The organism is Leifsonia sp. Y862, from assembly GCF_057669585.1.
In genome coordinates this window covers 448334-473327 of sequence record NZ_JBYHFR010000002.1, presented here as the reverse complement: position 1 = coordinate 473327, position 24994 = coordinate 448334, and the positions used below count along the sequence as shown (strand labels likewise).

The following is a 24994-nucleotide window of genomic DNA, read 5'->3' as shown; positions in this document are numbered from 1 at the left end:
TCGTGTCACCTTAGAACTGGAAGTAGAGGAACGGGCTGAAGTCGGACTGCAGCACCAGGGACAGCGTGACGAAGAGCGCAATTGGCACGAGGACAATTGCAGCTTTCCAACGGAACGCGCTTAGTGTTCCGGGCACAGACTGGCCGAAGACCAATTCAAAGCCCGTCTTCTTCGACGACATGAAGAAGCTCAGCGCGCCAACGATCATGGCTGTGACAGTGAGGGGCGTCAGCGACACCCAAAGTACCGGAGAGGTGAAGTCCCAAGGACCGCCGATCATTGCCTGCCAGATATCCACGCTTGTATGGAGTTCGAGCGCACGGAATGGCACCCATGCGATGATCACGAACAGCAGAGTCAATATCCGGCGGAGCGCCACAAACGTCTTCATCTTCCGGATCCCGGTGATGCGTTCGAAGAGCATGGCCCCCGAGTGCATTGCGCCCCAGATGAGGAAGCCGGCCAATGCCCCATGCCAGAGGGACGTCAGAAGGAAGATGAGCAACAGCGCCCCGTACTCCACCCAGACCCCGCGGCGGTTGCCTCCCAGCGGGATGTAAATGTAGTCCTGGAACCACTTCGTGAGCGTGATGTGCCAGCGCTTCCAAAAATCTGACACGCTCACCGAGGTGTAAGGGGACCGGAAGTTCTGGGGGAATTTGAAACCAAACATCGCAGCCAGGCCGATCGCCATGTCCGAATAGCCGCTGAAGTCGAAATAGATTTGCAGAGCATACGCGAGCGCCCCGAGCCAAGCGCCCGGACCAGACATGAGGCTCGCATTCGCGGCGTTGTCGAACATCGCATTGGCGATGATGCCGCAGTTGTCCGCGATAAGGACCTTCTTTGACAGCCCCCACGTGAAGCGTGTGATGCCGTAGCCCATCTCTCTCGAGGAGACGCGACGGACAGCATCAATCTGTGGGCCGATTTCCGCGTACCGAACAATCGGGCCGGCGATCTGGTGAGGGAATACGAACAGGTAGAGCAGGTACGACGGAAATGACTTCGTCAGCAGTTGCCCTGCGCGTGCGGAGTCGATGACAAACGAGACTGCGTGGAAGGTGAAGAATGAGACGCCGAGCGGAAGAACCCAGCTTGCCGCGCCGACATTACTCAGGGCAGAGGACACCCCGGGGATCTGCAATGTTGCCAGTTGCGGGATGTACTTGAACGAGATCAGGGGTACCAAAATGATCAGGATCGTCACCAACGACGGGATGGCAACCTTCTGCACTTCTGCAGGCGGCCTTCCCCTTGCCTGACGGCGCGCGATTAGCCAGGCGATGTAGGCGCCGCCGAAGCTTGAACAGCCGACAAAAATGATGGCGAGGATCGCGCTTCCCGCACCCCAGAAGTAAAACGCAATGCTGGCGAGGAGTAACCAGGTGTTCCGGGATCGTGATCGTGCGGGGATCACATGGTAGACGAGAAGCGTGATCGGGAGAAATAAGAACAGGAAGGTGGGGCTAGAGAAAACCACGAATCAAAAATCTCACCGTCAAGATGGCCTACGCGTGCCGGAGGCAGCGGTTGCGCAGGGATGCTGAAAGGGGTGGGGTTCAGAGCGAACACCCAAGTTCATACTATGGAACCGTTGCGCCATTCAAGCGCATTGAACGGCACTAAATGGAGATGGACCTCCGCGAGAAGCGAGTCGCATCCGTAGCTCCCATCGGTCGAAAACGGGTGCCAGCCCTCCGGCAACAAATCATTCGCTACTGATTTAGCCATCTCGCAGTCGCGGACAAAACTCGGAACAAGACTGCTCATATTCCGAGCTAGTGGCCAACGTCGATGAAGAGCTGCTGCCAGCCTTCGAGGATCGTCGCGACACGTGGCGACATCGTAACGGATGGGTGTCAGGAGAGGCATGCGTTGAGGTAAGTCGGGGCCGGGGACATGCTGGCGGGCATGCAACGGTGGTGCGGGCATCGCGCCCAATAGAATCTATAGGTTGTGGGGCGCCGTCCTGCTGGAGGGACGTAACACGTGGGGTCTTTTTGGTCATTGGACGCGGACCAAAGGAAGAGCCATCGGAGGCAAGACATCCAGGGCCTACGGGCCATCTCCGTTCTCATGGTGTTGGCATACCACGCTGGACTTTATGTGCCGGGCGGATTCATTGGCGTCGACGTATTCTTCGTTATTTCCGGCTTTGTGATCACCTCGATGCTGCGCCGCGAATGGGTGACAACCCAGCGGATCCGATTCCGTGACTTCTACATGAAACGATTCCTGCGCCTGACTCCTGCACTCGCGGTGATGGTTGCGTTCACTGTGCTCGTTTCTACGCTGCTGCTCTCACCGTTCGGGCCGCAGCAGAGTATGGCTTTGACAGCAGCCGGGTCCCTTCTGCTCTCCGCTAACTTCGCCATAGCGTCTACCACTGGCGGATATTTCGACGGCCCAGCTTCAGGGAATCCCCTGCTCAACACGTGGTCACTTTCCGTGGAAGAACAGTTCTATGTCCTCTTCCCGGCCCTACTCGCCGGCGGATGGTTTCTCTCCCGAAAGTATCCGTCCCTCCGCAACCCCACCTTCGTGTTCGTTGCGGCTCTCACCGGGGCATCCTTCCTTCTCGCGATGCGCGGTCCTGAGATCTTTGGCGACAACGCCTGGCTGGCTGGCTTCTATAACCCGTTGACACGCGCATGGGAGTTCGGCGTAGGTGCGCTTCTCGCCCTAGCCACCACCCGGTTCTCGATCACGTCAAAGGGGCTCGCATCAGCGCTCGGGGTCGGCGGTACGGCGATGCTGCTCGCTTCACTTTGGCTCATCACCGAGACCACCACATTCCCCGGCAAGGCCACGATTCTTCCTGTTGTTGGCGCGCTACTGCTGCTATTTTCAGGCACGCACCGGTCAAACCTCATGACGCGGCTTTTGTCGACCAAACCGATGGTCAAGGTCGGCGACTGGTCCTATTCAATCTACCTGTGGCATTGGCCGTTCATCGTTTTCTCAACGGTGCTATGGCCCGGGAGCCGGACGGCCATGATCCTGGCGTGCTTGGCTTCCGTCGTCCCCGCACTCGCCTCGTATCGATGGATTGAAACCCCCTTACGTAGCGCGCGAGGCCACGCGCGCCGCAGGTTCCTGCCGTTGGCTGCGATGACGCTTGCCGTTCCATTGGCGCTGACCGGGGGGATGTCGGTCGCTGCTGACCACGGCTATTGGAACGAGCGCATCACCAACTTCCAAACCGGGCAAGAGATCGATCCGACGATCCCCGACTGTTTCACCGACAACTTCTCCACGATGGCTAGCCCACAAGATTGCCTGATGGACAAGGTATCAACCGGCGCGCCAGTGTATCTCGTTGGCGATTCCAACGCGCACATGTTCACCGCTGGATTGCTTGCCGCAAGCGAGTCTTCCAACCGGCCATTGACGTCTTACACCTTTGGCGGCTGCCCCTTGGTGGGCGGAACAGCGATTTGGAGAGTCAACGGCAAACTATTTCGCCCTGGTTGCGACGAGTATCAGACGTCAGCGATTTCGTGGCTTTACGACTCGAAGCCCGGAACTGTCTTCCTCGGCAGCGCCGACTTCTATATGCGGGACCCTTCGCTGGGGCTTCTCTTCGGCTCCGATCAGGCGATTGGAGCCGCGCAGAAGATCGCAGCATACTCACAAGGCCTCAGGGATACTGTGGCAACACTTCAGACATCCGGGCATCGGGTAGTGGTTATCGTTCCGATTCCAAACTTCCATCTGGGAGATACTGACGAGAGCGTCGCTCACTGGGACGGCGCCCAATCATGCACGACCCTGTCGTTGCTGGCTGACGATTGCACTAGCGATATGGAGTCGTCTCTTGCCGCAATCGCAAACCGCCAAAGTATCATTTGGTCTGCAGTCAAGCAGGCCGCTACTGACTCGGGCGCAGAAGTGCTCGACCTTAGCAATGCGATTTGCCCGGACGGGACGTGTTCAATCGCCAGGGGCGGGATACCTGTCTATGCCGATTACAACCACATTTCAGCGCTTGAGTCCGGCCTTCTCGCACCAGATTTCGAGAACATTCTGGACCGCGAGCAGTAGCTAAAGCTGCGGTCGATGAACAGCTGCTTTCAACCTTCGGGGATCTTCCCTTCCGCCCATACTTCACTCTCGCGTAGTCGTGGTCGTCGCCGGTCACCTCGTAGACGTCGTGAGTCTCGAGGTTGCGGATAGTCAATGGCTAGAGGCTAGAAATCGCTCTGCCCATGTGCGGCCAGCGGAAATGGCCGCTGGTGATGGGCCTCGAGGAAGAACGTCTTCCCTTTGCCAGAAGGCTCGCAGACCACGACGTTCGCTTTCGGCCGACTGATTCCAGAGTTCGTAAGGCTTGCTGTGTTGGGGCGGGGATCGAGATCGAATCCCGAGTCGACAACATAAAAGTGCTGAGCTTCGCCCAACCGAAAAGAGCCACCAGTCACCAGTCACCAGTCACCAGTCACCAGTCACCAGTCACCAGTATGGAGCGGAGCACATTGGCTAGACAGAACCTTCACCTACATTCAACGGGCAATTGTGGCTCACTCATCGAGCTCACCCGATAGCAGAGGCTTGGATCATAGAACTTCGCGCTGGAACGCGCCCAACGCTGCAGCCCTGATCCCACGCGCCGTATCGCTCCATGTAGTCAGGCTCTCCCTCGTCGGAGTTTCTACGTCACCATTGAGCGCGGATTGCAATGCACGCGAGACGCTTGAAGCATCGGGTTCCGCAACTACGATTCCATGCTCATGGATTGAGTCGAGTCCGCTATCTGACGTCACGACCGCTGGTACTCCCAAATAGTTGGCTTCAGCAACAGGCAGTCCGAATCCCTCGTCGCTGGATGCCAGCACGATTACGTCGGATCTCCGAATCAGCGCTCGGTACTCACCCTCATCGACAAAACCTGGGAACGTACAGTTTTGAGCAACTCCCGATGATTCAGCAATCACCTGCAATTGGTCCCTATAGGATCCGCGAGCCCCAAGAATCACGAGTTCCACCTGCTCCCGAAGTACCAATGGAAGACCAGCGAGCCCTCCGATCACGAGCTCTGGGCGTTTGTTTGAGTGGTGCCCAAAGGTCACGACAACGCGCCGAGAATCGGAGCTCGGGTCATCCGTCGCTGATTCCCAATACCGGATGTAATCGCGCCCAGTCTCTACGACGAGGCTCCGCGCGCGCGGCACCAACTCCTCTGTCTCTTCCTGGGTCTTTACAGACATCGTGACAACGGATCCGGCGCTCGCTACCGAGCGTTTCCAGAGCCTGCGATAGAGCATCTGTGCTCGCCCAAATTCGTGCGGGTTCTTGATGTGCCGCCAGTCCTGCACCGTACAGGTGCGCTTTCGGCGAGGCACTAGCGGCGAGACCACTGGGCTCAAAGAAATGAGACACTCGCTCCTCGACCGCGCGAATAGCACTGCGGCTAGAACCAACTGCCCAAAAATCCGCTTCGCTGCGCCCTCGTTTGCCCACTCAACGACCGTGACGTTGGGTAGATGGCCAAATTCCTCGGTGATCCACGAACCACCCAGAATGGTCAGCTCGTCGTGCGGATAGGCTTCCAGCCATCCTCGGAGGACCCCGTCTACGTATAGGCGCATGCCGCCAGACTGTCTCGGCGCGCCAAGCGCATCAATCAGAATTCTCAATTTCCACTCTCCACGCAATTGTCCCGCTCGTTCTTGTACGCCGATGCATCGAGTGGGCGACGAGCGAAGTGCCACTCCTTGGGCCCGGCGGCGCTTAGTAGCCGCTAGACATCAGTGAGCATCATCCCCTGGCGCGACTACGGCTCGAACTGTTCGCCAAAGGATTACGAGGTCACCCGTCATTGACCAGTTCTCGACGTAGTACAGGTCCAATCGAATGGCGTCTTCCCACGAAAGCTTTGACCTGCCGCTGACCTGCCACAGCCCACTCATCCCTGGCTTCATGAACAGTCTGCGATGGGCCGTGTCGTCGTAGAGGGCAACCTCTGCTTCGCGCTGCGGCCTCGGACCTACCAGGCTCATCTGGCCGAGGAGAACGTTGATCAGCTGCGGAATCTCATCGATCGAGTACTTGCGGATGAACCGCCCGACAGGCGTGATTCGAGGGTCGTTCATAACCTTGAACAGCGGGGTGTCTGACGTGCCTTGCGCATCGAGCAGGCTTGCCAGCTGGTCATCTGCACCCTGGACCATGGACCTGAACTTCAACATGCCGAAGGGGTTGCCTCGGAGGCCGATCCGCTCCTGTGTATAAAGAATTGCGCCGGGGCTCGTTGATCTGACAGCAATTGCAACGCCGATGAGGAGCGGCGAACTGACCAATAGGATTGCGCCGGCCCCGATCACATCGAAAATTCTCTTTGCTACCTGTTTGCGGCCAGAGAATTCGGGAAAGTCGACGTGGATGAGGGGAAGGCCCGCCACCGGGCGCGCATGAATACGTGGACCGGCAACGTCGGTGAGTGCCGGGGTCACGATGAGGTTCACGTCGCGCGCCTTCAGACTCCACCCCAGCTCTCGCATGTGTTGCGGGCTCAAGTCGTCGGCCGAGGTCACGATTACGGTGTCTATCTGGAGTTCATCGATGACAAGGAGAGCGTCTGCAAATGCTCCCAATACAGGAACGCCTGGAATCAAATCACTGTGTACCGCACCAGTTCTTGTCAACGCGCCGATCGCATGGAGGCCGGTTGAGCCATCGCGCTCGATATTCGTAGCCACGTGAAGGGACTTGCTTCGTTGACCAATAAGGAGAGTCCGCGATACGTAGTCCCCGTTTTTCTGCTGTCTTCTCAGCCACTGTCGCCAAATCCAACGGCTCAGCAGGAGAAGGAGGACGCCAAAAGGCAGGGCGGTAAGGAAATAGCCGCGCCCCAGGTCGGCCTTCATGAGGAATACCACGATCGCAAAGATTCCGAACAACCGAATCGTTGCGTCGGTTATGCGCTTGTATTCGGTCGTCCCCGCACCAATGTTCTTGTGGTCGCGCGTGGCGAAAAGGTCGAGAAAAACCATCCACAGGATCACCAGGATGATCGATACAGCGGTGTACGTAAGACTGAAATCACGCGGTACCGGTTTGGTCATCGACAGGTCAGCGCTTCGGTCGCCGATCCAGACCAGCTGCGACAGGAAAACGGCTGCTGCGACTACAACTAAATCACTGACGAAGAGCCGCTTTGCGTAGGCCTGCTGCCACGTGCTGCGAACCGCTGTGTTCGCGACAGCCTGTGTCGTCATTGGTAGATGCCTGCGAGAACCGGGCGGAGAAGCAGGGTCGGTTGCCCGCCGTCGATACCTCTTTGTTTATCGATCGCTTCATTCATGAATTTTGCACAGCCGCCCCACAGACAATTCCAGAACTTCATTGTGGCATAGGGCGCCGTTGTGGCTGTTACAAAACGCTATTCCTTGGTGAAGCGTTGCCTAAGTGAAATGAAATGCACGATCAGGCCTGCAATCGGTCCGATGGACAGCGCCAGCGCTGCACGGTATTCAACGCCAACGGGCACGAAGAGCACGGCCAGCGATACGACGGATGCCACGATCCAGCCGAGGGTATAGGCACGGTGATTGTTCTGTGCAAGCAGTGCCGGCCCCGTGACACACAGGGCGCCGATGAAGCCCGATGAGACAACCAAGGGAACCAGCACTCCGGCCGTCAGCACATACTTCGAGCCCATGAAGGTGAGCAGCGCCCAGGGTCCCCACAGCGCCGTGACCGCGGCACCCACGACCATCACTGCAGCGATCAACGTCATGGCTTGCCCGATGAGCTTGCCGATCTGGTCGGGGTGACTGGTGAATCGGGTAATCAGGTAACTCTGCAACGCCATCATGGGCACCAAAATAGGCGCCCTGGTCAAGGTGATGGCGAAGATCAACTTCCCGAGCATTACCGCTTCGTTATCGCTGGCATAAAACGCCAGCACCAGCGGGAAACCATTGATGAGGACTGCCGTCGCGGATGCCGCCACCAGCGTATGGCCGGAGTTGATCGCCAGTTGGCGGTACGTCATCCGCGACCGGGCGACCACGCGGAGCGTGCGCGGAGCGCAGAGAAAAACGATCAGGATCGACAACGGGAACGGCAGGATGACGACCCAGGCGAGCGCTACCGGGTCTCCCCCAGCGGCGAGCACGATGAGCACACCCGCGAGTCGGAGAACTCCGTCGAGGACGATGGTGCCGGCGAGCAGTCGCCACCGCTCTGACCCGGCAAGTGCACCACACATCGTCGCAACGACCGCGTTGCAGGCAGAGCCAATGGCAATCTGCAACGACAGGCCGGAATAGCCCTCGCTGAGGGTTGCCGGCGCCCACCAAAAACTTGAGGCGAAGACGACAACGCCGACGATGAGGCCGGCCACGGCGCCGAACACCCAGAGAGAACTGCGGGGAGGAGCCACATCCGCTATCGCCAGTGATTCAGCGGTGGCGCGGGTGGATTCCTGCTGCAGCCCAAACAGGATCCCCACCACCAGGTAGAGACCAGACCAGAAGACGCCGAAGTATGAGTAGAGCTCGGGGCCGAGCCCGCGCGCTGCCGTGAACGTCACCAGGAAACCGGCGACGCCCGTGATGCCCGTCGCCACCAGAACCCACAGCACGTTCTGCGCGCGCGCAGGTCGCTGTGGCGTTGAGATCTCGGCGGTCATCATGATGCCGAGTCTACGATCCGACGCGGGTAACTCGCCGTGCACTCGCTGTAACCCGCTTGGCCGCGAACTGTGACGCCCATCGGATCGGGAGCACCCAGAGCGGTGAGATAGGTCGGAGCGCGGCCGGGAGATGGCGACGTTTGATCAGCTCAGACTCCGCGCCGGATGCGTCCCGGTTGGCCACGGTCAGCGACTCCGGATGCCAGCGGAACGCTGAGACGGATGTGCGAGTCCACACAAAACGGCCGACTTTGCGCAACTTGAGGAAGACATCCAGATCCATCGCGTATTTGTATTCGACGTTGAAGTTGCCGACGTTCGCGAGGGCATCCAGCCGAATCATGGTGCCGGGGTGCGGAATGAGGTCTGGGCCCCAGGCCAGCAGAAGCGGGGCCAGCGGCCCGGCATTGCTCACCGCGATGGTGCGTCCCTGAGGATCGATGTAGTCGCAACCGCCGAACGACAAGACGGCGTCTGGGTTGGCATTGAGCAGGGCGCGGAGGGTTGCGAGGCCGTGGGGCCTGAACAGGTCGTCGTCGCCGATCCAGGCGTAGAACTCTTCGTCGGTTCTGGCCGCAATGCCAGAGTTGATCGCGCCGGTCAGTCCCTGCCTGGGATCGTCGATGAGCACGGCGCCGAACGACTCAGCGAGGGCGCGCGCTTCGGTGGCTTTCGGTGGAATGACAACCGCGAGGGTGAGGTCGACACTGGCGCGCTGCGCCTCAATCGTCTTCAGCGTGATGGCCAGAAGATCGAGTCGATCCCCGAGTGTGGGAAGGACAACGAGGACCTTGCCGCTGCTAGTGACACCGATTGCCAAGTTTGACGTTCCTTCGCTTGATAGGCTGCGAGTTGAATTCGCCGAAAGACGGAGCTGCTGGCCGCCTGCCAGAGAGAACCGATGACAACCCATGAGAGTCTACCGACAATGAACTTCCACCAGCCGCTCAACCGTGCCAGCCGAGTCTATGTTGCCGGGCACAGAGGCCTCGTCGGCGGCGCCATCTGGCGCCACCTGGAGAACTCCGGCTTCACCAACCTCATTGGGGCCACCTCGGCCGAGCTCGACCTCCGCAACCGTCAGGCCGTGTTCGACTTCTTCGCCGACGCCAAGCCGGATGTCGTCATTGACGCCGCAGCCCGCGTCGGAGGCATCCAGGCCAACAACACGTATCCGGCTGAGTTCCTGAGTGACAACCTGCAAATCCAGGTGAATGTGATGGATGCCGCCAACAGCGTCGACGTCGATCGCCTGTTGTTCCTCGGCTCCAGCTGCATCTATCCGAAGTTCGCCGAGCAGCCCATTCGTGAAGATTCCCTGCTGACCGGCGCCCTCGAGCCCACGAACGACGCATACGCGATCGCGAAGATCGCCGGCATCATGCAGGTGCAGGCCACCCGGCGTCAGTACGGCCGAAACTGGATCTCGGCGATGCCGACAAACCTCTATGGCCCTGGCGACAACTTCCACCCCGAGCACTCACACGTACTGCCGGCGATGATGCGCCGCTTCCACGAAGCAGTAGACACCGGCGCTGACGACGTCGTGATCTGGGGCTCTGGAACGCCGCTTCGCGAGTTCCTCTTCGTTGAAGACCTCGCCGCTGCCAGCTTGTTCCTGCTGGAGAATTACGACTCCCCAGAGACCATCAACGTTGGCGTCGGTCACGACCTCTCCATCGCAGAGCTCGCACGACGCGTGGCAGACACCGTCGGCTACACCGGCAGCATCAGCCAGGACCCCACAAAGCCAGATGGCACGCCGCGAAAGCTGCTGGACGTCTCCCGCATCAACGACCTGGGCTGGACGGCGAAGGTCGACCTCGATGAGGGCCTGGCCCGCACCTACGCCTGGTTCCTCGAGAACGCCGCGTCACTGCGATCCAAATGACAGGCATGAGGCCGTGGATGAGAGCGGCATGAGCAGGGACGACGCGCCGACGCCAGGCATCCTGGACATCATGATGCCGTTCTACGGCGACCCGGCACTGTTTCGGGCTGCCGTCGAGAGCGTTCTGGCCCAGACTGATCCGCACTGGAGACTTGTCGTCATCGACGACCTGTATCCGAGTGCGGAACCCGGTGAATGGCTGCAGGCACTCGGCGACAGTCGCATCGAATACCACCGCAACGAGACAAACCTCGGCGTCGCCGGCAATTTCGCCCGTTGCGTTGAACTAGCGGATGCCTCCCACGCCGTGATCATCGGCTGCGACGACCTGCTCCTGCCCGGCTACGTCGGCCGAGTGCGCGTGCTCATCACGCAGTTCCCTGACGCGTCGTACATTCAGCCCGGCGTCCACGTCATCGATTCGGCGGGGAAGCTTGGCCTCCCCCTCACCGACCGGGTGAAGGCGTACTATCGCCCCCGCCTATCGCACCCCACAGAGCTCCGCGGTGAGCGACTGGCCACCAGCCTGCTGCGCGGCAATTGGACGTACTTTCCCTCCATCTGCTGGCGCACAGACACGTTGGCGAAGCACGGCTTCCGCGCCGACCTCGACGTGGTGCTCGATCTGGCCCTGCAGCTGGAGATCATCAGCGCCGGCGGCTCCATGGTCGTCGACACCGAGCCGTCCTTCCTCTACCGCAGGCACAGCGCCAGCGTCTCATCGTGGAAAGCGAACGATGGCTCTCGATTCACCGAGGAACGCCGCTTCTTCCTGGCGACGTCCATCGGTCTGCAGGTGCTCGGCTGGAACACGGCGGCACGTGCCGCCTCCCGGCACTTCTCGTCACGGTTGAACGCCTTCACGCGGCTACCGGCGGCTGTCGCTGCCGGCAGCGGGAGCGGCATCCGCTCACTGCTCGGGCATGCATTCGGACGTGGGCAGCTGCGCCCGTCCGCCAACCGTTCAGCCACGGATTGTTAGGATGGACGCCATGCCGTCCCCGTTCGAACGCACCCTCATCGTCATGCCCGCGTTTAACGAGGAAGAGTCCGTCGGGGATGTAGTTCGCGAGGTGTACGCCAAACTGCCCGGCGTTCGCTGCCTCGTAGTAAACGACGGATCATCGGACAACACCACTGCCGTCGCACTGGCAGCAGGGGCGTCTGTGGCCGACCTGCCGTTCAACCTCGGTGTCGGCGGAGCTATGCGCCTCGGGTTCAAATACGCCCTCGACAACGGCTTCGACAACGTCGTGCAGATCGACTCTGACGGCCAGCACGATCCAAGCAACGTTCCGGCCCTGCTTGCGGCCCTGGATCGCGCCGACCTCGTGATCGGCGCACGCTTCGCCGGTGAGGGTAACTACGAGGTGAGCGGCCCGCGCAAGTGGGCGATGATCGTGCTCTCTGGCATCCTGAGCCGCACTGCCCGCACGAAACTCACCGACACCACCTCCGGTTTCAAGGCGTGCGGACCGCGTGCGGTACGCCTCTTCGCGACTCACTTCCCAGCCGAGTATCTCGGCGACACCATTGAGGCGTTGGTAATCGCATCCCGCGCCGGCTGCGTCGTCGCTCAGATCCCCGTGGCCATGCGGCCCCGCGCTGGCGGGACACCCTCACACAACCCATTCAAAGCAGCAACGTATCTGGGGCGCGCATTCCTCGCACTCGGTTTCGCACTGATGCGGCCAGCTACGACCATCGCAACGAAAGCCTGACGCCCATGAGCGTAACGTCCTACATTTTTGGAATCCTTGCCGCGCTCATGACGCTCGGCGTCGTGATCGAGATGCTCCGTCGTCGTCGCCTGCGCGAGCGCCACGCGATCTGGTGGCTGATCGCTGGCACGCTGGCGCTCATCGTCGGCGTGTTCCCCGCCGTACTCGACTGGGCCGCTGCGCTCGTCGGCGTCGGGGCACCGACCAACCTCGTGTTCTTCGTGAGCATCGCAGTGCTGTTCCTGGTCTGCATCCAGCACAGCGCTGAGCTCACCGACCTGGAGAGCAAAACCCGCACGCTGGCTGAGGAGTCGGCGCTGCAGGAGATGCGCATCCGCAACCTGGAGCAGAAGAGCGGCGTCTCGCAGTAACCACCGCTGATTGAGGAGGCCAACAGGCCGACTCGAAATCAGTGTGGGAGGTCTCGAGACGGCCCTGGCGGGCCTCCTCGACCAACGGAAACCGCTGATTGAGGAGCGATCGAGGAACGAGCCCGCGTCTCGAAATCCTTACCCAGCACCCTCAGCTCAGTTCTCTGGGTCTCGAGACGCCCCTGTCGGGCCTCCTCGACCACCGGGACCGCCCCGCACGCTCAGCTGTGGAAGGGCATCCGCTTGATAGCCAATCAATGCCTCTCGCTTGGCTCGCGACCAACCCTGTACTTGTTTCTCGCGCGTGTACGCCTCTTCGATGCGGGAAAACTCTTCGATGTAGACGACCTCCACCGGCAGGCGTCGGCGCGTGTATGCAGCACCTTCTCCGTGCCGGTGCTGGTTGAGGCGATTCTCAAGGTTCCACGTGCTACCGACGTAGTAGGTGCCATCGGCGCACCGCAAGATGTACATTGTGGGGATCGCTGGCATGGGCAACAGTGTGGTGCTCGCGTGGTGGTCGTGAGTGCAGCAGGCAATTTCGCTCTGGCGTGGCGCGCTGTGGGCATCCTGTTGAGGAGGGTTCGAAGTCCTCCCGCGGGATCGGCTCACGAGGTCTCGAGACGGCCCTGGCGGGCCTCCTCGACCAACGGATAACCGGCGATTGAGGAGCGAGCGAGGAACGAGCCCGCGTCTCGAAATCAGCTCACGAGGTCTCGAGATAGCCGCGAGCGGCCTCCTCGACCGACGGAGGCGTCTAGCGGAGGTCGACCGCGACGGCCGGGCAGGCGTCCTGCAGCGCTGCCTCGAACGCGGGGTCGCGGGTGACTATGACGGTATCGGAACCCCAGACGGCGGCGGCCTCGCAGACATCCGCTGGATTCGTCGAATCGAGAGTGTACGCGAACATGCGGATGGGATCGTTGCTCGTCGTCGCAGGGAGCTGCAGCGACCAGTAGTTGATGAAGGCGTCGTCCTCTGGTGCTGCGGAGTACTTCGCGAAGAGGGTCTTCTCGCCAGCGTCGGTGGCGGTGGCCGCGAACAGCGCGTCTTCGCGCGCGGTTTCCGCCGCGGTCTCCGGCGTCAGCCCAATGCCGATCAGCGGTACAATGCCTGCCAGATCCCGGTTGATGGGCGGGACCTTGGCCATTGCAAGGCCGACCACCGCGGCAGCCGCCAGCAGCACGGCCAGGGTGTTCACGCCGCGTGCGCTTCCGTGCCCGAGCCAGCGCATCAGCGAGGCCGCCAGCAGCACGATCAGGAGCACCGTCACCAACCAGCCGAGCTTGGCCGGGTAGTAGCCCCAGAGCGTGTCCATGCCGCGGCGCTGCAGCGCCAGGTAGGCCACGCCAACGCTCGCGGCGAGCAAGACGACCACGATGCCGAGCAGTTCATGCCGCTGGCCCAGGCCAACGGATGCCACGGCCCCGAACGCGAAGATCAGCACGCCGACGAGCACAACATCGAGCGGAGTGATCTCGGGCACGCCACCATTGGCCGACAGCGCTCCACCGTCACGGGTGAGGTCTGGCAACGTCGCCAGCAGCACGTAGAGCACCAGCTGCACAGCCGACAGCACGAAGAGCACGAGCGACCAGCCACGCAAGGTGGATTTCGAGACACTCGCTGGCGCTCGCTCCTCAATCAGCGGGAGATTGGATTTCGAGACACTCGCTGGCGCTCGCTCCTCAATCACCGGTTGCCGCCCGAGCAGAGTGCGCCAGTTCATCAAAGCCGCCACCCCTGCGAGCCCGAGCGACAGCGCGGCCAGCGGCGCCCACGCCGCCAGGAGCACCGTCGTGGCGATCAGCAGCAGCCCGATCGACGCAATGCTGTGCCGCGGCAGGTCTGACCAGATCAGCCACACGCACAACAGCACGGCCACGGCGACGGCCACGTTGAAGAACCCGAAGCGGATGACAAAACCAGCCATGTACCAGGTCAGCGGCAGGAGGCTGCCGAAGATGCCGGCCACCCAGCGGAGCACCGGACGCTGCGCGGAGACCACGCGGGCCACGACGATGCCAGCCAACACGCTGCACAGCAGGAACAGCAGCACCAGCAGCTCACTCTGCCGGGTCACGTCATGGCGCAGCAGTTCCTCTGCCGCTCCACGGCCGGGCGCGTACCAGGTGGCCATCAGGCCGTTCACGAGTGGTGACGGGTTGGGGTTCAGCCACGGCGCGATCCCGTTGTCGTTCAGGATGTAACGGGAGGCGACGGTGTTCCACACCGTGTCTGTGCCGGTGCCCATCATCCAGCCGACCCGCATCCGCTCTCCGACGCCGAGCGTGACGAGTGCGACGATCCCGGTGACGGCAGGCACGACAGCCGCTGCTCCGGCGATGGTGAGCGCGCCGCGATTCGGCAAGCGGATGCTCGCCCCCTGCCGCACAAGCCAGGCCAGCAGCGCGAGGCCGGCGACCAGCAGGCCGAGGCCGTTCGCCAGCCCGAGGTCGATGCCGGTGAGCGGGACCAGGCGCAGCAACACAGTGTTGCCGAACAGCAGCATGAGCACGGAGGCGGCAACGCTGGTGGCCCAGCCAAACCGCTGGCCGAAGAAGAGCGTGGCAGTACCAAGCACAGCGATCACGCCAACGGCTGGTGAGAACCCAAGCAGCATCAGCACGCCGCCAAGGACCACGGCAACGGCCAGAATGATGGTTGCTACGCGCACGCGACGCGGTGCTCTCTCGACGAATCGCATGGCACTGACTCCCTCTTGGCTGCGACCGCCAATACTACAGCCCTGCCGCTGCAGGGTTTTCTGAGTCTCGCTCGGTACAGTGGACTTCAGCGTGGCCATCGTCTCGCAGTAGCAACCCGTCACGCGAAGGCACCTTCTCCTATGACTGCGTCAGCCCACTTAGACCTCGATCCGGCAGATACCGATCGGGCACAGGCGGCACCCGTTCGACCCCACCGCTGGAAAGTCTTCGGCGCCAGCTGGGCGATCCTGTCGTTGCTGTCGATCATCTGGGCAATGTCCACCCCGATTTCCGCGTCTCCGGATGAACCGGCGCACATCATCAAGGCCGCATCGGTGGCCCGCGGACAGTTCATCGGCGAGACCACATCCTTCGGCCAGGAGGTGCAGGTGCCGCGTTACGTCGCCTCCACCCACTACGAGACCTGCTACGCCTTCCACTCAGACATTTCGGCGGCGTGCTCCGCCCCGATGCCAGGCGACCCTGCGGACGTCGTCGACGCACCGACATCCGCTGGCCTCTACAATCCCGTCTTCTACATGCTCGTAGGCTGGCCGACGCTGTTCTTCGGAGACGACACCGGCATCTTCGTGATGCGGGCGCTGAGCGCGGTACTCACCTCGCTGTTCCTGGCCTTCACCGTGATGATCGCGTACGGCTTGCGCCGGAATGCGATTCCGCTCGCTGGCGTCGCCGTTGCCCTGCCACCCATGCTGATATTCCTGGGCGGGTCGGTGAACCCGAACGCCGTGGAGATCACCGGCACCCTCGCGGTGTTCGCTGCGATGCTCGCCATCGTGACCCAGCCGAATTCCCGGTTGCTCACCGAGCGGGCTGTCATCGTTGGCGCCGGGGCCGCCATTGCGGTCAACACCAGGGGCCTCTCGCCGCTCTGGGTGCTCATCGCGATCCTGGTGCCGCTGCTGCTGACCAGCTGGAGCCGCATCTGGACGCTCGTGAAGAAGCCCCCGGTGCTCTGGGCCATCGGGGTCACCGCCGTCTCGACGCTCTTCGCGCTGGGCTGGCTCATGAGCACCAACAACCTCACGGCGACGCAGAACGACCCCGATTACTTCCAGTCTTTCCCCGGCGTCGGTCTCAGCCCGATCCACGGGTTCGTTATCACCGTGCGTGACACCCTCGGCTACGCCCAGGCCATGATCGCCAACTTCGGCTGGCTCGACACCCCGCCGCCCATGGTCGTGTACTTCGTGTGGGCAGCACTCGTCGGCACGCTGCTGCTCGCCGCCTTCAGCATCCTGCGCGGTCGCGCCCTCGTCTTCGCCGCAGTACTCGCCGCCGCTTTCGTGTTCATTCCTGCCATCATCCAGGGTGCGTTCATCACGAACGGCGGAATCATCTGGCAGGGCCGCTACGGGCTGCCGCTATTCGTCATGCTCGTCTTCGGCCTTGCCGTGCTGGTGTCGGAGCGGATCACGCTCCCCTCCCCCAGCACGCTCAACCGGCTGACGTTCCTCGTCTGGGGCATGTGGGCCATCGGCCAGTACGTGTCATTCGCCAGCGCACTGAAGCGCTATGCCGTCGGGTCTGATGGCATCTGGAAGAACATCATCGCCGCACCGGAGTGGAGCGCGCCCGGCGGCAACCTGCTCTGGCTGATCGTGTTCGGGCTCGTGCTGGCGGCAGCCACCGTCGCCGGGTGGCGGCTGACGTACGCGCGGGTGTCGCGGCTACAGGCGGCTCAGCCGGCAGCGCTACCCGCCGAGCTCACCGTCTAGCGAGATGTCGAGGAGCGGCCGACTCCGTCGGGCGCTCCTCAATCGGCGGGCTAATTGCTGTCGGTGATCAGTGCCACGTCTGAGTCGACCATCAAGGTGACCAGCTGAGTGAAATCGACGCTCGGCTCCCAGCCGAGCTGGCGAAGCCGTGCCGGATCGCCCACGAGGGACTTCGGATCAGCCGGGCGATAGAAAGCCGGGTCAATGAACAGGTACGGTTCGTAGTCGTCGATACCAATGTGCTGGAAGGCCGCCTGCACGAAGTCGCGCACCGTGTGTGAGACACCGGTCGCAACAACGTAGTCGTTTGGATGATCTGCGCGCCCAATGCGAAGCATCGCGTCGACATAGTCAGGCGCGTAACCCCAGTCGCGGTGCACATCGATGTTGCCGAGTACCAGGCGTTCCGACAGGCCGAGCGAGATCCGGGCGACCTCGCGAGAGATCTTGCGAGCCACGAAAGACTCAGGTCGATGTGGCGACTCATGGTTGAACAGGATTGCCGAGCTGGCAAACATGCCGCGCTGGCGATAGACGCCAACCATTTCCTGCGCGAAAGATTTTGCGACGCCGTAGGGTGTCACCGGAGCGCGTGGCGTCGATTCGTCCTGCGGCACGATCGTCGCGTCACCAAATACTTCGGCACTGGATGCCTGCACGAAGCGCACCGGAGACCCGGTGCGTTCCCCTAGCTTCCAGGCTGCCTCAATGAGGCGGACAGGCCCAACACCGAGCACGTCGGCGGTCTCCGCCGGGTACTCCCAGGAGCGGGCGACCGACGTGTTGCCCGCCAGATTGTAGATGTGGGTCGGCTCAACGCCGGCGACGAGCGCGGCGATGCTCTCGCCGTCTCCCAAGTCTGCGACATGTGCCACGACGTCGGGGAACGCGGCCGAGAGTCGTGCTGCACCCTCTTCTGAATGACACATGCCGTGAACGTCATGTCCTTCATGCGCAAGTCGACGTATGAAATAGGTGCCATCTTGGCCGTTCGCACCGGTGACCAGCACCCGTTCGCGAGGCGCGCTCATCCGTGGACCTCAACCGCAGCAGCATATGCGGCGAGGTGCACATCAAGGCAGCTCTCCCAGGTGAACTTCTGCACCTGTTCGAGGCCGGCAGCAGTCAACTCAGAAGCACGGTTCAGTGTCTGGTCAATACCTGCGGCAATAGCGTCAGCATTACTCGGATCGAACAACACAGCAGCATCACCGACCACCTCTGGGAGGGAGCCGGCGTTGGAAACAGCCACGGGGCATCCGGATGCCATCGCTTCAAGCGGCGGCAGGCCGAAACCCTCGTAGAGGCTCGGGAACGCGAGCGCGCTAGCCGTGCGGTACAGGTTCAACAACTCCTCCTCAGAGACGAGCCCTTTGCGATCGACCCAGTCAGGGAGATCGCCCAGCGTGTCAAGACCACCCCCGGTGAGAACGAGTCGCAGGTCGGGGCGTGTTCGCCGCACGATCTCCATGGCAGCGATGAGCTTAGCGTGGTTCTTGTGCGGCCAACCCCTCGCCGGGTACAGCACGAAGTTCTTGCGCTCGCCCAGATTTGGCGTGTACTTGGCGGTGTCGACACCGAGGTGCGCCACGTGAATGCGGTCTGCGTCCATGCCCAGCAACTCCACCATGCGACGCTTGGCGAAGTGGCTGATGGTGATGACGGCATCCGCTTTCTTGGCGAAACCCTCGTAGTAACGCTTGCGGTACAGCAGCTCAGCCTTGCTGAACATGTGCGGCAGTTCGAGGTGCTGCACATCGAGCAGGGACTGAACGGATGCCTGCGAGCGGCCCGGCCTCGGCACCGGCACCGTAAACGGGTAGTGCACGACGTCGGCACCCGACATGAGCTTCCGCAGCTGCGGTGCACGCAGCGCAAGGCTGCCGACGGCGCGCAGGCGGTCCTTGGTCGACCCACCGTCAGGCAAGCCTGTGACGAGATGCTCCGGCAGCCCGTCGCCGAAGCCACGTGCCATCTCGGGGATAAAGGCGGTCACCTGTACGGCGTCCGTGGACGCCAACTGCGAAGTCAAAGCACGCGCGTACGTCTCGCTCCCACCCATTCCACCTGGAACGAGTGTGAGCATCGACAACGCTACGCTCAGCTTCGGTTTGCCATCAACCGAGCTGGGCGTCACGCGAACTGGACGCGATCGATCCACGGTTCGCCGCTGGCGTTGAGCGACGCAATGTCGGCGTCGACCATGAGACGAGCGAGATCGGGCGTGAGGGTCTTCGGAACCCAGCCGAGCTGGTCCTGGGCCTTCTGGGCGCTGCCGACGAGAGCGTCAACCTCTGTGGGACGCAGGTAGCGCTCGTCGAAGCGCACGTACTTCTCCCAGTCGAGCCCAACGTGCTCGAACGAGAGCTGCAGGAAGTCGCGAACGGTGTAGTTGGTACCGGTCGCCACGACGTAGTCGGTGGGGGTGTCGTGCTGAAGCATGCGCCACATGGCTTCAACGTACTCCGGCGCGTAACCCCAGTCACGAACCGAGTCAAGATTTCCCATGAAGAGTTCGGTCTGCGACCCGGCAGCAATCCGGGCAACGGCGCGGGTGATCTTGCGCGTGACGAAGGTGTCGCCGCGGCGCGGGGACTCGTGGTTGAACAGGATGCCGTTAACCGCGAACATTCCATACGCTTCGCGGTAGTTGCGGGTGATCCAGTAGGAGTAGACCTTGGCGACGCCGTATGGCGAACGCGGGTAGAACGGGGTGTCCTCGTTCTGCGGCGGGGGCGTTGCGCCGAACATCTCTGAGCTGCTGGCCTGGTAGAAGCGGCAGTGCAGACCGGTCATGCGAATGGCTTCGAGCAGGCGGATGGTTCCCATGCCTGTCGTGTCACCGGTGTACTCGGGCTCGTCGAAGCTCACGCGAACGTGCGACTGGGCAGCAAGGTTGTAGACCTCGTCTGGGCGGATCTGGTCAAGCAGCGTGACGAGGCGTGAGCCGTCAGTCAGATCGCCATAGTGCAGGAACAGGCGAGCGCCAGACTCGTGCGGGTCCTGGTAGACGTGATCGATACGACTCGTGTTAATGGTCGACGAACGGCGGATGAGGCCGTGCACTTCGTAGCCCTTGGACAGGAGCAGCTCCGCGAGGTAGCTGCCGTCCTGACCGGTGATGCCGGTAATGAGAGCGCGCTTCAGCTGTGTTTCGGTCATTTGGATGTTATTCCCCGTAATTTTTTCCACGGACGTCGTTAGATTGCCGAATCGCCCACTCGTCAATACTGAACCAGCTTACCCCAGCAGAGTTTGCGAGCCGTCAAAGGTCTCGCGGCCGAGTCGCAGGGACAGCTACCGGGCCGCGAGCGAGCGTGCTCGTGCGCTCACACGCTTGGCTGCAACGGATGACGCCCAGCGCACGGGAAGCAACCACAGCGGGCTGATCGGCCGTAGCGCCTTCGGCAGGTGGCGGCGCTTGACCAGCTCGGCTTCCTTGCTGGAGTTCAGACGACCAGCGACCGTGAGCGAATCGGGGTGCCAGCGGAACGCCGACACCGTCTCGCGGGTGGAGATGAACTCGCCGTGCGAACGGAGGGTGAGGAAGGCATCCAGGTCCATCGTGTACTTCAACGTTGAGTCGAAGCCGCCGATGGCCTGCAGCGCGTCGAGCCGGATCATGGTTCCGGGGTGGGGAATGAGGTCTGGACCCCACGGCAGGAGGAACTTCGCCAGTGCGCCGGCGTTGCTCGTGCCAATCGTCAGCCCATTGGGATCGATGTAGTCGCAGCCACCGTACGCGAGCACGGCCTTCGGCCGGGCATCGAGCATCCGCTTGAGTCGAAGCAGACCGCCCGGGCGGAACAGGTCGTCGTCGCCGATCCAGGCGTAATACGTCTCGACCGTGCGCTCGGCCAGGCCACAGTTGATCGCGTCGGAGATGCCCGTCTTCGGGTCATCGACCACGACCGCGCCGGCCGCAAGTGCGAGCTCGCGAGCCGCGGTGGCACCGGCAGGCATGACAGCGACGAGGGTGAGCTCGACATCCTTGCGTTGCGCAGCCACCGTCTCCAGGGTCTGCGCCAGCATTTCCAACCGGTCGCCGAGCGTGGGCAAGACAACGAGCACCTCTGGGTGAGGCATTGAATAGATCCCTTCGATTTTCACAGAGTTGACGCCCGCAATGACAGGGGCGGAGAGCTTCTGCAAGCTCAAACGAGTATAACGAGGCGGTTGATAGCGAGCTGGGTGGGCGCTGGGTCTCGAGACGGCCTGGCGGCCTCCTCGACCAGCGGAAACCCGTCGATTGAGGAGCGCCCGAGGAACGAGGACGCGTCTCGAAATCGCAGTAAGTAGTCTCGAGACCGCCTGGCGGCCTCCTCGACCACCGGGCCGAGAGCGAGCAGTTAGGCCGGCTGCAGCAGGTCACGCAGGATGTCGGTACTGCCCTGGCTCGCGTATCGACCGTAGTCGCGGCTGAGTGCCCGACCGAGCACCGGGAAGATGCGACGGATGCGCCCAGCCGGCAGGTCAGCACGGAATTGCTCGAACGATGCCTTGCCACGCGCCGTCTTCACCAGCTGGGCGCCCCGCTTGCCGTCCAGCTGTCCGTCGCGCTGCAGTGCCTCGCATCGCTCTCGCAGCAGGCGTGAGCGCACGGCGAGATCGCGGTTGCGCTCCCCGCGTGGCTGCAACACGCGCCGCGCCTTGTTGCGGAAGGTCGGCTCCCGCACGCCGATCTCATTGTTGCCGTGCTGGCGGTAGTCGGTGAGCTCGAGTTCGATGAGGTCGACCCTCCCGGTGGCCGCCGCGATGATGGCGAGCCATTCGTCGTGGATCCACTCTGCCGGAAAGGGCATCGCCCGTTCGAGCAGGCTGCGCCGGAACATGACGGTGGCCCCCGTGACGATATTGCGTCGCAGGAACACGGCGAACGCGTCACCGTGACGCACGGCAGTACGGGTCTCCGGGCCGACCTCAAGCGTGGTGAAGAGAGAGGTACCGAGCGGCGCCCCCGCCTCGTCGACCAGGCGAGCGTCCCCGAATACCAAAGTCAGCTCTGCCTGTGACTCGAACGCGGCCAGTTGCAGGGCGATGCGGTCTGGCCTCCACACGTCGTCCTGGTCGCTGAGCGCGATGAAGTCAGACCGGCAGGCCGCGACAGCCCGCTCAAAGTTCTTCGTGACGCCGTTTCCGCCAGGGCCGTCCAGGATCCTGAACTCGATCGTGCTGCCAGCGGCCTTCGACTCTGCGGCGATGGCGCGCACGATGTCGAGCGTCGCATCCGCTGAACCGTCGTCTGCCACAACGATCTCGGCGATGCGTTCACCCTGCGCCAGGATGCTTCGCAGCTGCGGCGCGATGAAGCGCGCGCCGTTATAGGTGCAGAGCGCGACAGAGACCATGGCGCCCGGCGTTGAACCAGATGTCGGCATTACCGCAGGCGCCGCAGACGGCTCTGAACCTTCTTCACCACAACCTTGGGGCCGCCGTGCCTCAGGTAGTGCACGAAGAGGCCAGCGTCGTGACGGATGCCGTGCTTCTTACGACGGATGGCGGGCTTCCGCGCTCCCTTGCCTGAACCGCCAGTGACAGCGCCGCTGGCGACGAGGTCTGGGGCGTGCTGCGGGCTGGCCACGAAGTCAACGAGCGGTGCGAGAACGGTGTCCCACACATAGTCCTCGCGCACCCGCGAGGTGTTCTTGCGGGTCTCCGCTGCGAAGGCGTCGTCGTACAGCACCTTCTCGAGGGCGTCGGCGAGAGCGTTGACATCGGTCGGCGGGACGACAACGCCCAGCTTCTCGGCGGCGATCAGCTCGGCGAAGTGATCGCCTTCCGTGACGACCATGGGCAGCTCGGCCCACAGGTAGTCGAGAATGCGAGTGCGGAACGAGAATGTGGTCTCGACGTGGTCGAAGTGCGTGCTGACACCGGCATCCGCTTCAGCGAGATAGTTGTGTCGGTCTGCGTAGTCCACCCAGGATGCGTTGAAGAAGACTGACGTGTCGAGCACGCCCAGCTCCCTGGCCAGGGCACGTGACTCGGCAACGATGCCCATCTCTGGAACGCCGGGGTGCGGATGCTTGGTTCCCTGGAAGAACAGTCGCACGTTGTCGTGCGTCTCTGACAGCTTGGCCACGGCGCGAATGAGGGTCTTCGGATCGAACCAGTTGTACAGGCCGCCGCTCCAGAGCAGCACCTTGTCGTCTGCATCGATACCGGGCAGCACGCCGCGGAGAGCCGGCTTGGTCTGCGCGGGGAACGTCTCGTTCAGGCCGAACGGCACAACGCTGATGAGGCTGGTGAGGTCGGGGTCTGTGGCGTAGTTGGCCGGGTTGATGCGGCCAAGCGCGGCCAGCTGACCGAGGTAGAAGTGGCGCTGGCGTTCTGAAGCGCACAGGAAGAAGTCACCGCGCAGGAGCTGCTCGTTGAGCACATCCGTTGCATCGCCCACCTGCTTGTTCCACTGCTCTGAACCCAGCTCGCGACCCTGCTCCAGCTGCTCGAGGTGCATGGGGTCATAGATGTCGGCGACGATGATCTTGTCGCTCGTGCGCAAACTGTCGAACAGCGCCATGGCCAGGCCCTGGAAGACGATGACATCTGCGTCGCGCTCCAGCTTGCCCATCGCGCGGTCGTCACCGGGGCGCACGTGCACAATGTCGAACGGGGCGGAGACCGGCTCTGCGCCGGCCAGCGTCACGAGCGTGACGTGGTTGTTGTTCGAGAGCGCTTCGGCCATGTTCCAGGCGCGGATCGCAGGACCGGCCATCTTGGCGCCGATCGGGTCGCCCGTGATCACGATCACACGAGTGACAGCCGGTGACTCGGTCACACCGAAGGTCGTGACGATCTTGTCGTACCCCTCGAGGTAGTGCTCCGACTGGTAGGAGGGGGCATCCGTTTCACCGAAGAGCCGCCAGAGGCGGTTGTCGGTCACGACGCGGGAGGACTGGATCTCGTCGCGTGATTCGCGCAGCGATGGCAGGTTCTCGACGAACTGGTCGATGGCGTACACACCGGCCATCGTCTCCTTGGCGACCTCCATGGTCGGGCCGTTGTCCGCGCCCTTCCGCAGGTCGAACTCGGTGGAGTCGAGGCCGCCGCGGGCGACAGCGCGGCGAACGGCCAAGGCGAGGGTGGCAGGGAGAGCCTGGGCGAGGGCTTCGTCGCCGAGGTTCTTGTACTGCGTGAAGAGCGCGTTGCGCTCGAGCAGGTAGGTCTCCTTGAAGGAGCCGAACGACGACATCGACGCGTGGTGCTTGTGGTACGCCAGCGATGCCGGCTCGTACACGTAGCGCCAGCCGCGCAGGTTGAGACGCCAGCCGAGGTCGACGTCTTCGAAGAACATGAAGTAGCGCTCGTCGAACCCGCCGAGGGCTTCGTAAACGGAGCGGCGCACGAACATGGCGGATCCGGTGCCGAAGAGCACGTCATGCACGCGGTCGGGTTCGCTGGGAACGGGCTGCGCGGTGAGCGGCTTGTAACCCTGGCCGAACCAGGTCATGGCCGAGCCGATGTAGTCGACCAGGTTGCCATCCCAGTCGAGAACCCGGCTGGCGACAGCGCCGATGACGGGGTTCTCTGCGAAACGCTCGACGGCGGCGCGCACCCAGGCGGAGTCCGGCTTCGCGTCGTTGTTCAGGAAGGCGATGAACTCGCCGGATGATGCCTTCACGCCGAGGTTGCAGCCGCCGGCGAAGCCGAGGTTCTTCTTCGACTCGATCAGCAGCACGTGGGGGGCGGCGGCACGGATGCGCTCTGCGCTGTCGTCGCCAGAGGCGTTCTCAACGACGACGATCTCCAGCAGATCGGACGGCCAGTCCAATTTGCCGAGTTTGTCGATGGCTTCGATGGTGTCATCGGTCCCTCGGAAGTTCACAAGGACAACGGAAACGACACCGGGTCGCAGCTTAGGCATGCGGGCCTTTCTATAAGGGAATGGCAGATTTGAGTGTACCAATCGGATTCCTCGTAATC

Annotated in this window: 19 protein-coding genes; 6 read left to right on the top strand and 13 right to left on the bottom strand. The window is 62.5% G+C overall.

Annotated features, from left to right (window positions below):
* Window positions 1–10: 10 nt before the first annotated feature.
* The gene (locus AC25Z0_RS12280; RefSeq protein WP_488133380.1) at window positions 11–1483 is read right to left on the bottom strand and encodes an MBOAT family O-acyltransferase; all 1473 of its coding nucleotides are present in this window, start codon (window positions 1481–1483) and stop codon (window positions 11–13) included.
* A 509-nt stretch (window positions 1484–1992) separates the two neighbouring features.
* On the opposite strand from AC25Z0_RS12280, the gene AC25Z0_RS12275 reads away from it, so the two are divergent.
* Window positions 1993–4047, top strand: coding sequence for an acyltransferase family protein (locus tag AC25Z0_RS12275; RefSeq protein ID WP_488133379.1), 2055 nt, complete (start codon window positions 1993–1995; stop codon window positions 4045–4047).
* 512 nt (window positions 4048–4559) lie between these two features.
* On the opposite strand, the gene AC25Z0_RS12270 is transcribed toward AC25Z0_RS12275, so the two are convergent.
* The 4 genes from AC25Z0_RS12270 to AC25Z0_RS12255 all read right to left on the bottom strand — a co-directional run bounded on the left by AC25Z0_RS12270 (window position 4560) and on the right by AC25Z0_RS12255 (window position 9461).
* On the bottom strand, window positions 4560–5210 hold the full coding sequence (locus AC25Z0_RS12270) for a glycosyltransferase (protein WP_488133635.1): 651 nt from the start codon (window positions 5208–5210) through the stop codon (window positions 4560–4562).
* A gap of 540 nt (window positions 5211–5750) precedes the next feature.
* A complete protein-coding gene (locus AC25Z0_RS12265; RefSeq protein ID WP_488133378.1) occupies window positions 5751–7220 on the bottom strand; it encodes a sugar transferase in 1470 nt (489 codons plus the stop codon).
* Between the two features lie 164 nt (window positions 7221–7384).
* Window positions 7385–8641 (bottom strand): lipopolysaccharide biosynthesis protein, encoded by a 1257-nt coding sequence (locus AC25Z0_RS12260; protein ID WP_488133377.1) that lies wholly within the window; start codon window positions 8639–8641, stop codon window positions 7385–7387.
* Between the two features lie 10 nt (window positions 8642–8651).
* Window positions 8652–9461, bottom strand: coding sequence for a glycosyltransferase family protein (locus AC25Z0_RS12255; RefSeq protein WP_488133376.1), 810 nt, complete (start codon window positions 9459–9461; stop codon window positions 8652–8654).
* Window positions 9462–9569: 108 nt separating this feature from the next.
* On the opposite strand from AC25Z0_RS12255, the gene AC25Z0_RS12250 reads away from it, so the two are divergent.
* Genes AC25Z0_RS12250 through AC25Z0_RS12235 form a run of 4 tightly spaced genes read left to right on the top strand, consistent with a single transcriptional unit; the run spans window position 9570 to window position 12624 of the window.
* Window positions 9570–10532 (top strand): GDP-L-fucose synthase family protein, encoded by a 963-nt coding sequence (locus AC25Z0_RS12250; protein WP_488119933.1) that lies wholly within the window; start codon window positions 9570–9572, stop codon window positions 10530–10532.
* A 28-nt stretch (window positions 10533–10560) separates the two neighbouring features.
* The gene (locus tag AC25Z0_RS12245; RefSeq protein ID WP_488133375.1) at window positions 10561–11514 is read left to right on the top strand and encodes a glycosyltransferase family 2 protein; all 954 of its coding nucleotides are present in this window, start codon (window positions 10561–10563) and stop codon (window positions 11512–11514) included.
* Window positions 11515–11524: 10 nt separating this feature from the next.
* Window positions 11525–12253: a glycosyltransferase family 2 protein gene (locus tag AC25Z0_RS12240; RefSeq protein WP_488133374.1), complete on the top strand. Its 729-nt coding sequence runs from the start codon at window positions 11525–11527 to the stop codon at window positions 12251–12253.
* A 5-nt stretch (window positions 12254–12258) separates the two neighbouring features.
* Entirely contained in the window at window positions 12259–12624 is a 366-nt protein-coding gene (locus AC25Z0_RS12235) for a DUF2304 family protein (RefSeq protein WP_488119930.1), read from the top strand.
* Between the two features lie 156 nt (window positions 12625–12780).
* Here AC25Z0_RS12235 and AC25Z0_RS12230 read toward each other — a convergent pair whose 3' ends face one another.
* Together AC25Z0_RS12230 and AC25Z0_RS12225 are read right to left on the bottom strand one after the other, a co-directional pair.
* Window positions 12781–13116 (bottom strand): GIY-YIG nuclease family protein, encoded by a 336-nt coding sequence (locus AC25Z0_RS12230; protein WP_488133373.1) that lies wholly within the window; start codon window positions 13114–13116, stop codon window positions 12781–12783.
* Between the two features lie 265 nt (window positions 13117–13381).
* On the bottom strand, window positions 13382–15331 hold the full coding sequence (locus tag AC25Z0_RS12225; RefSeq protein ID WP_488133372.1) for a hypothetical protein: 1950 nt from the start codon (window positions 15329–15331) through the stop codon (window positions 13382–13384).
* Window positions 15332–15472: 141 nt separating this feature from the next.
* Here AC25Z0_RS12225 and AC25Z0_RS12220 point away from each other — a divergent pair, with 141 nt between their 5' ends.
* Entirely contained in the window at window positions 15473–17071 is a 1599-nt protein-coding gene (locus AC25Z0_RS12220) for a DUF2142 domain-containing protein (RefSeq protein ID WP_488133371.1), read from the top strand.
* Window positions 17072–17121: 50 nt separating this feature from the next.
* Here AC25Z0_RS12220 and AC25Z0_RS12215 read toward each other — a convergent pair whose 3' ends face one another.
* The 6 genes from AC25Z0_RS12215 to AC25Z0_RS12190 form a co-directional block, all read right to left on the bottom strand.
* Complete coding sequence (locus tag AC25Z0_RS12215; protein ID WP_488133370.1) at window positions 17122–18102, bottom strand: GDP-mannose 4,6-dehydratase; 981 nt, start codon at window positions 18100–18102, stop codon at window positions 17122–17124.
* Complete coding sequence (locus tag AC25Z0_RS12210; RefSeq protein ID WP_488133634.1) at window positions 18099–19133, bottom strand: glycosyltransferase family 4 protein; 1035 nt, start codon at window positions 19131–19133, stop codon at window positions 18099–18101. Before AC25Z0_RS12210 ends, AC25Z0_RS12215 begins: the two co-directional genes overlap by 4 nt.
* Before the next feature lie 71 nt (window positions 19134–19204).
* Complete coding sequence (gene gmd / locus AC25Z0_RS12205; RefSeq protein ID WP_488133369.1) at window positions 19205–20233, bottom strand: GDP-mannose 4,6-dehydratase; 1029 nt, start codon at window positions 20231–20233, stop codon at window positions 19205–19207.
* A 135-nt stretch (window positions 20234–20368) separates the two neighbouring features.
* Entirely contained in the window at window positions 20369–21223 is an 855-nt protein-coding gene (locus tag AC25Z0_RS12200) for a glycosyltransferase family protein (protein WP_488133368.1), read from the bottom strand.
* Window positions 21224–21420: 197 nt separating this feature from the next.
* Window positions 21421–22449, bottom strand: coding sequence for a glycosyltransferase family 2 protein (locus AC25Z0_RS12195; RefSeq protein WP_488133367.1), 1029 nt, complete (start codon window positions 22447–22449; stop codon window positions 21421–21423).
* The gene (locus AC25Z0_RS12190; protein WP_488133366.1) at window positions 22449–24935 is read right to left on the bottom strand and encodes a glycosyltransferase; all 2487 of its coding nucleotides are present in this window, start codon (window positions 24933–24935) and stop codon (window positions 22449–22451) included. The genes AC25Z0_RS12195 and AC25Z0_RS12190 overlap by 1 nt, the downstream gene beginning before the upstream one ends.
* Window positions 24936–24994 lie beyond the last annotated feature (59 nt).

Coding starts and splice junctions, on each gene's coding strand:
- AC25Z0_RS12270 (WP_488133635.1), bottom strand. CDS start 5,210: ATGTCTGTAAAGACCCAGGAAGAGACAGAGGAGTTGGTGCCGCGCGCG.
- AC25Z0_RS12265 (WP_488133378.1), bottom strand. CDS start 7,220: ATGACGACACAGGCTGTCGCGAACACAGCGGTTCGCAGCACGTGGCAG.
- AC25Z0_RS12260 (WP_488133377.1), bottom strand. CDS start 8,641: ATGATGACCGCCGAGATCTCAACGCCACAGCGACCTGCGCGCGCGCAG.
- AC25Z0_RS12250 (WP_488119933.1), top strand. CDS start 9,570: ATGAACTTCCACCAGCCGCTCAACCGTGCCAGCCGAGTCTATGTTGCC.
- AC25Z0_RS12245 (WP_488133375.1), top strand. CDS start 10,561: ATGAGCAGGGACGACGCGCCGACGCCAGGCATCCTGGACATCATGATG.
- AC25Z0_RS12240 (WP_488133374.1), top strand. CDS start 11,525: ATGCCGTCCCCGTTCGAACGCACCCTCATCGTCATGCCCGCGTTTAAC.
- AC25Z0_RS12235 (WP_488119930.1), top strand. CDS start 12,259: ATGAGCGTAACGTCCTACATTTTTGGAATCCTTGCCGCGCTCATGACG.
- AC25Z0_RS12230 (WP_488133373.1), bottom strand. CDS start 13,116: ATGCCAGCGATCCCCACAATGTACATCTTGCGGTGCGCCGATGGCACC.
- AC25Z0_RS12225 (WP_488133372.1), bottom strand. CDS start 15,331: ATGCGATTCGTCGAGAGAGCACCGCGTCGCGTGCGCGTAGCAACCATC.
- AC25Z0_RS12220 (WP_488133371.1), top strand. CDS start 15,473: ATGACTGCGTCAGCCCACTTAGACCTCGATCCGGCAGATACCGATCGG.
- AC25Z0_RS12215 (WP_488133370.1), bottom strand. CDS start 18,102: ATGAGCGCGCCTCGCGAACGGGTGCTGGTCACCGGTGCGAACGGCCAA.
- AC25Z0_RS12210 (WP_488133634.1), bottom strand. CDS start 19,133: ATGGGTGGGAGCGAGACGTACGCGCGTGCTTTGACTTCGCAGTTGGCG.
- gmd (WP_488133369.1), bottom strand. CDS start 20,233: ATGACCGAAACACAGCTGAAGCGCGCTCTCATTACCGGCATCACCGGT.
- AC25Z0_RS12195 (WP_488133367.1), bottom strand. CDS start 22,449: ATGCCGACATCTGGTTCAACGCCGGGCGCCATGGTCTCTGTCGCGCTC.
- AC25Z0_RS12190 (WP_488133366.1), bottom strand. CDS start 24,935: ATGCCTAAGCTGCGACCCGGTGTCGTTTCCGTTGTCCTTGTGAACTTC.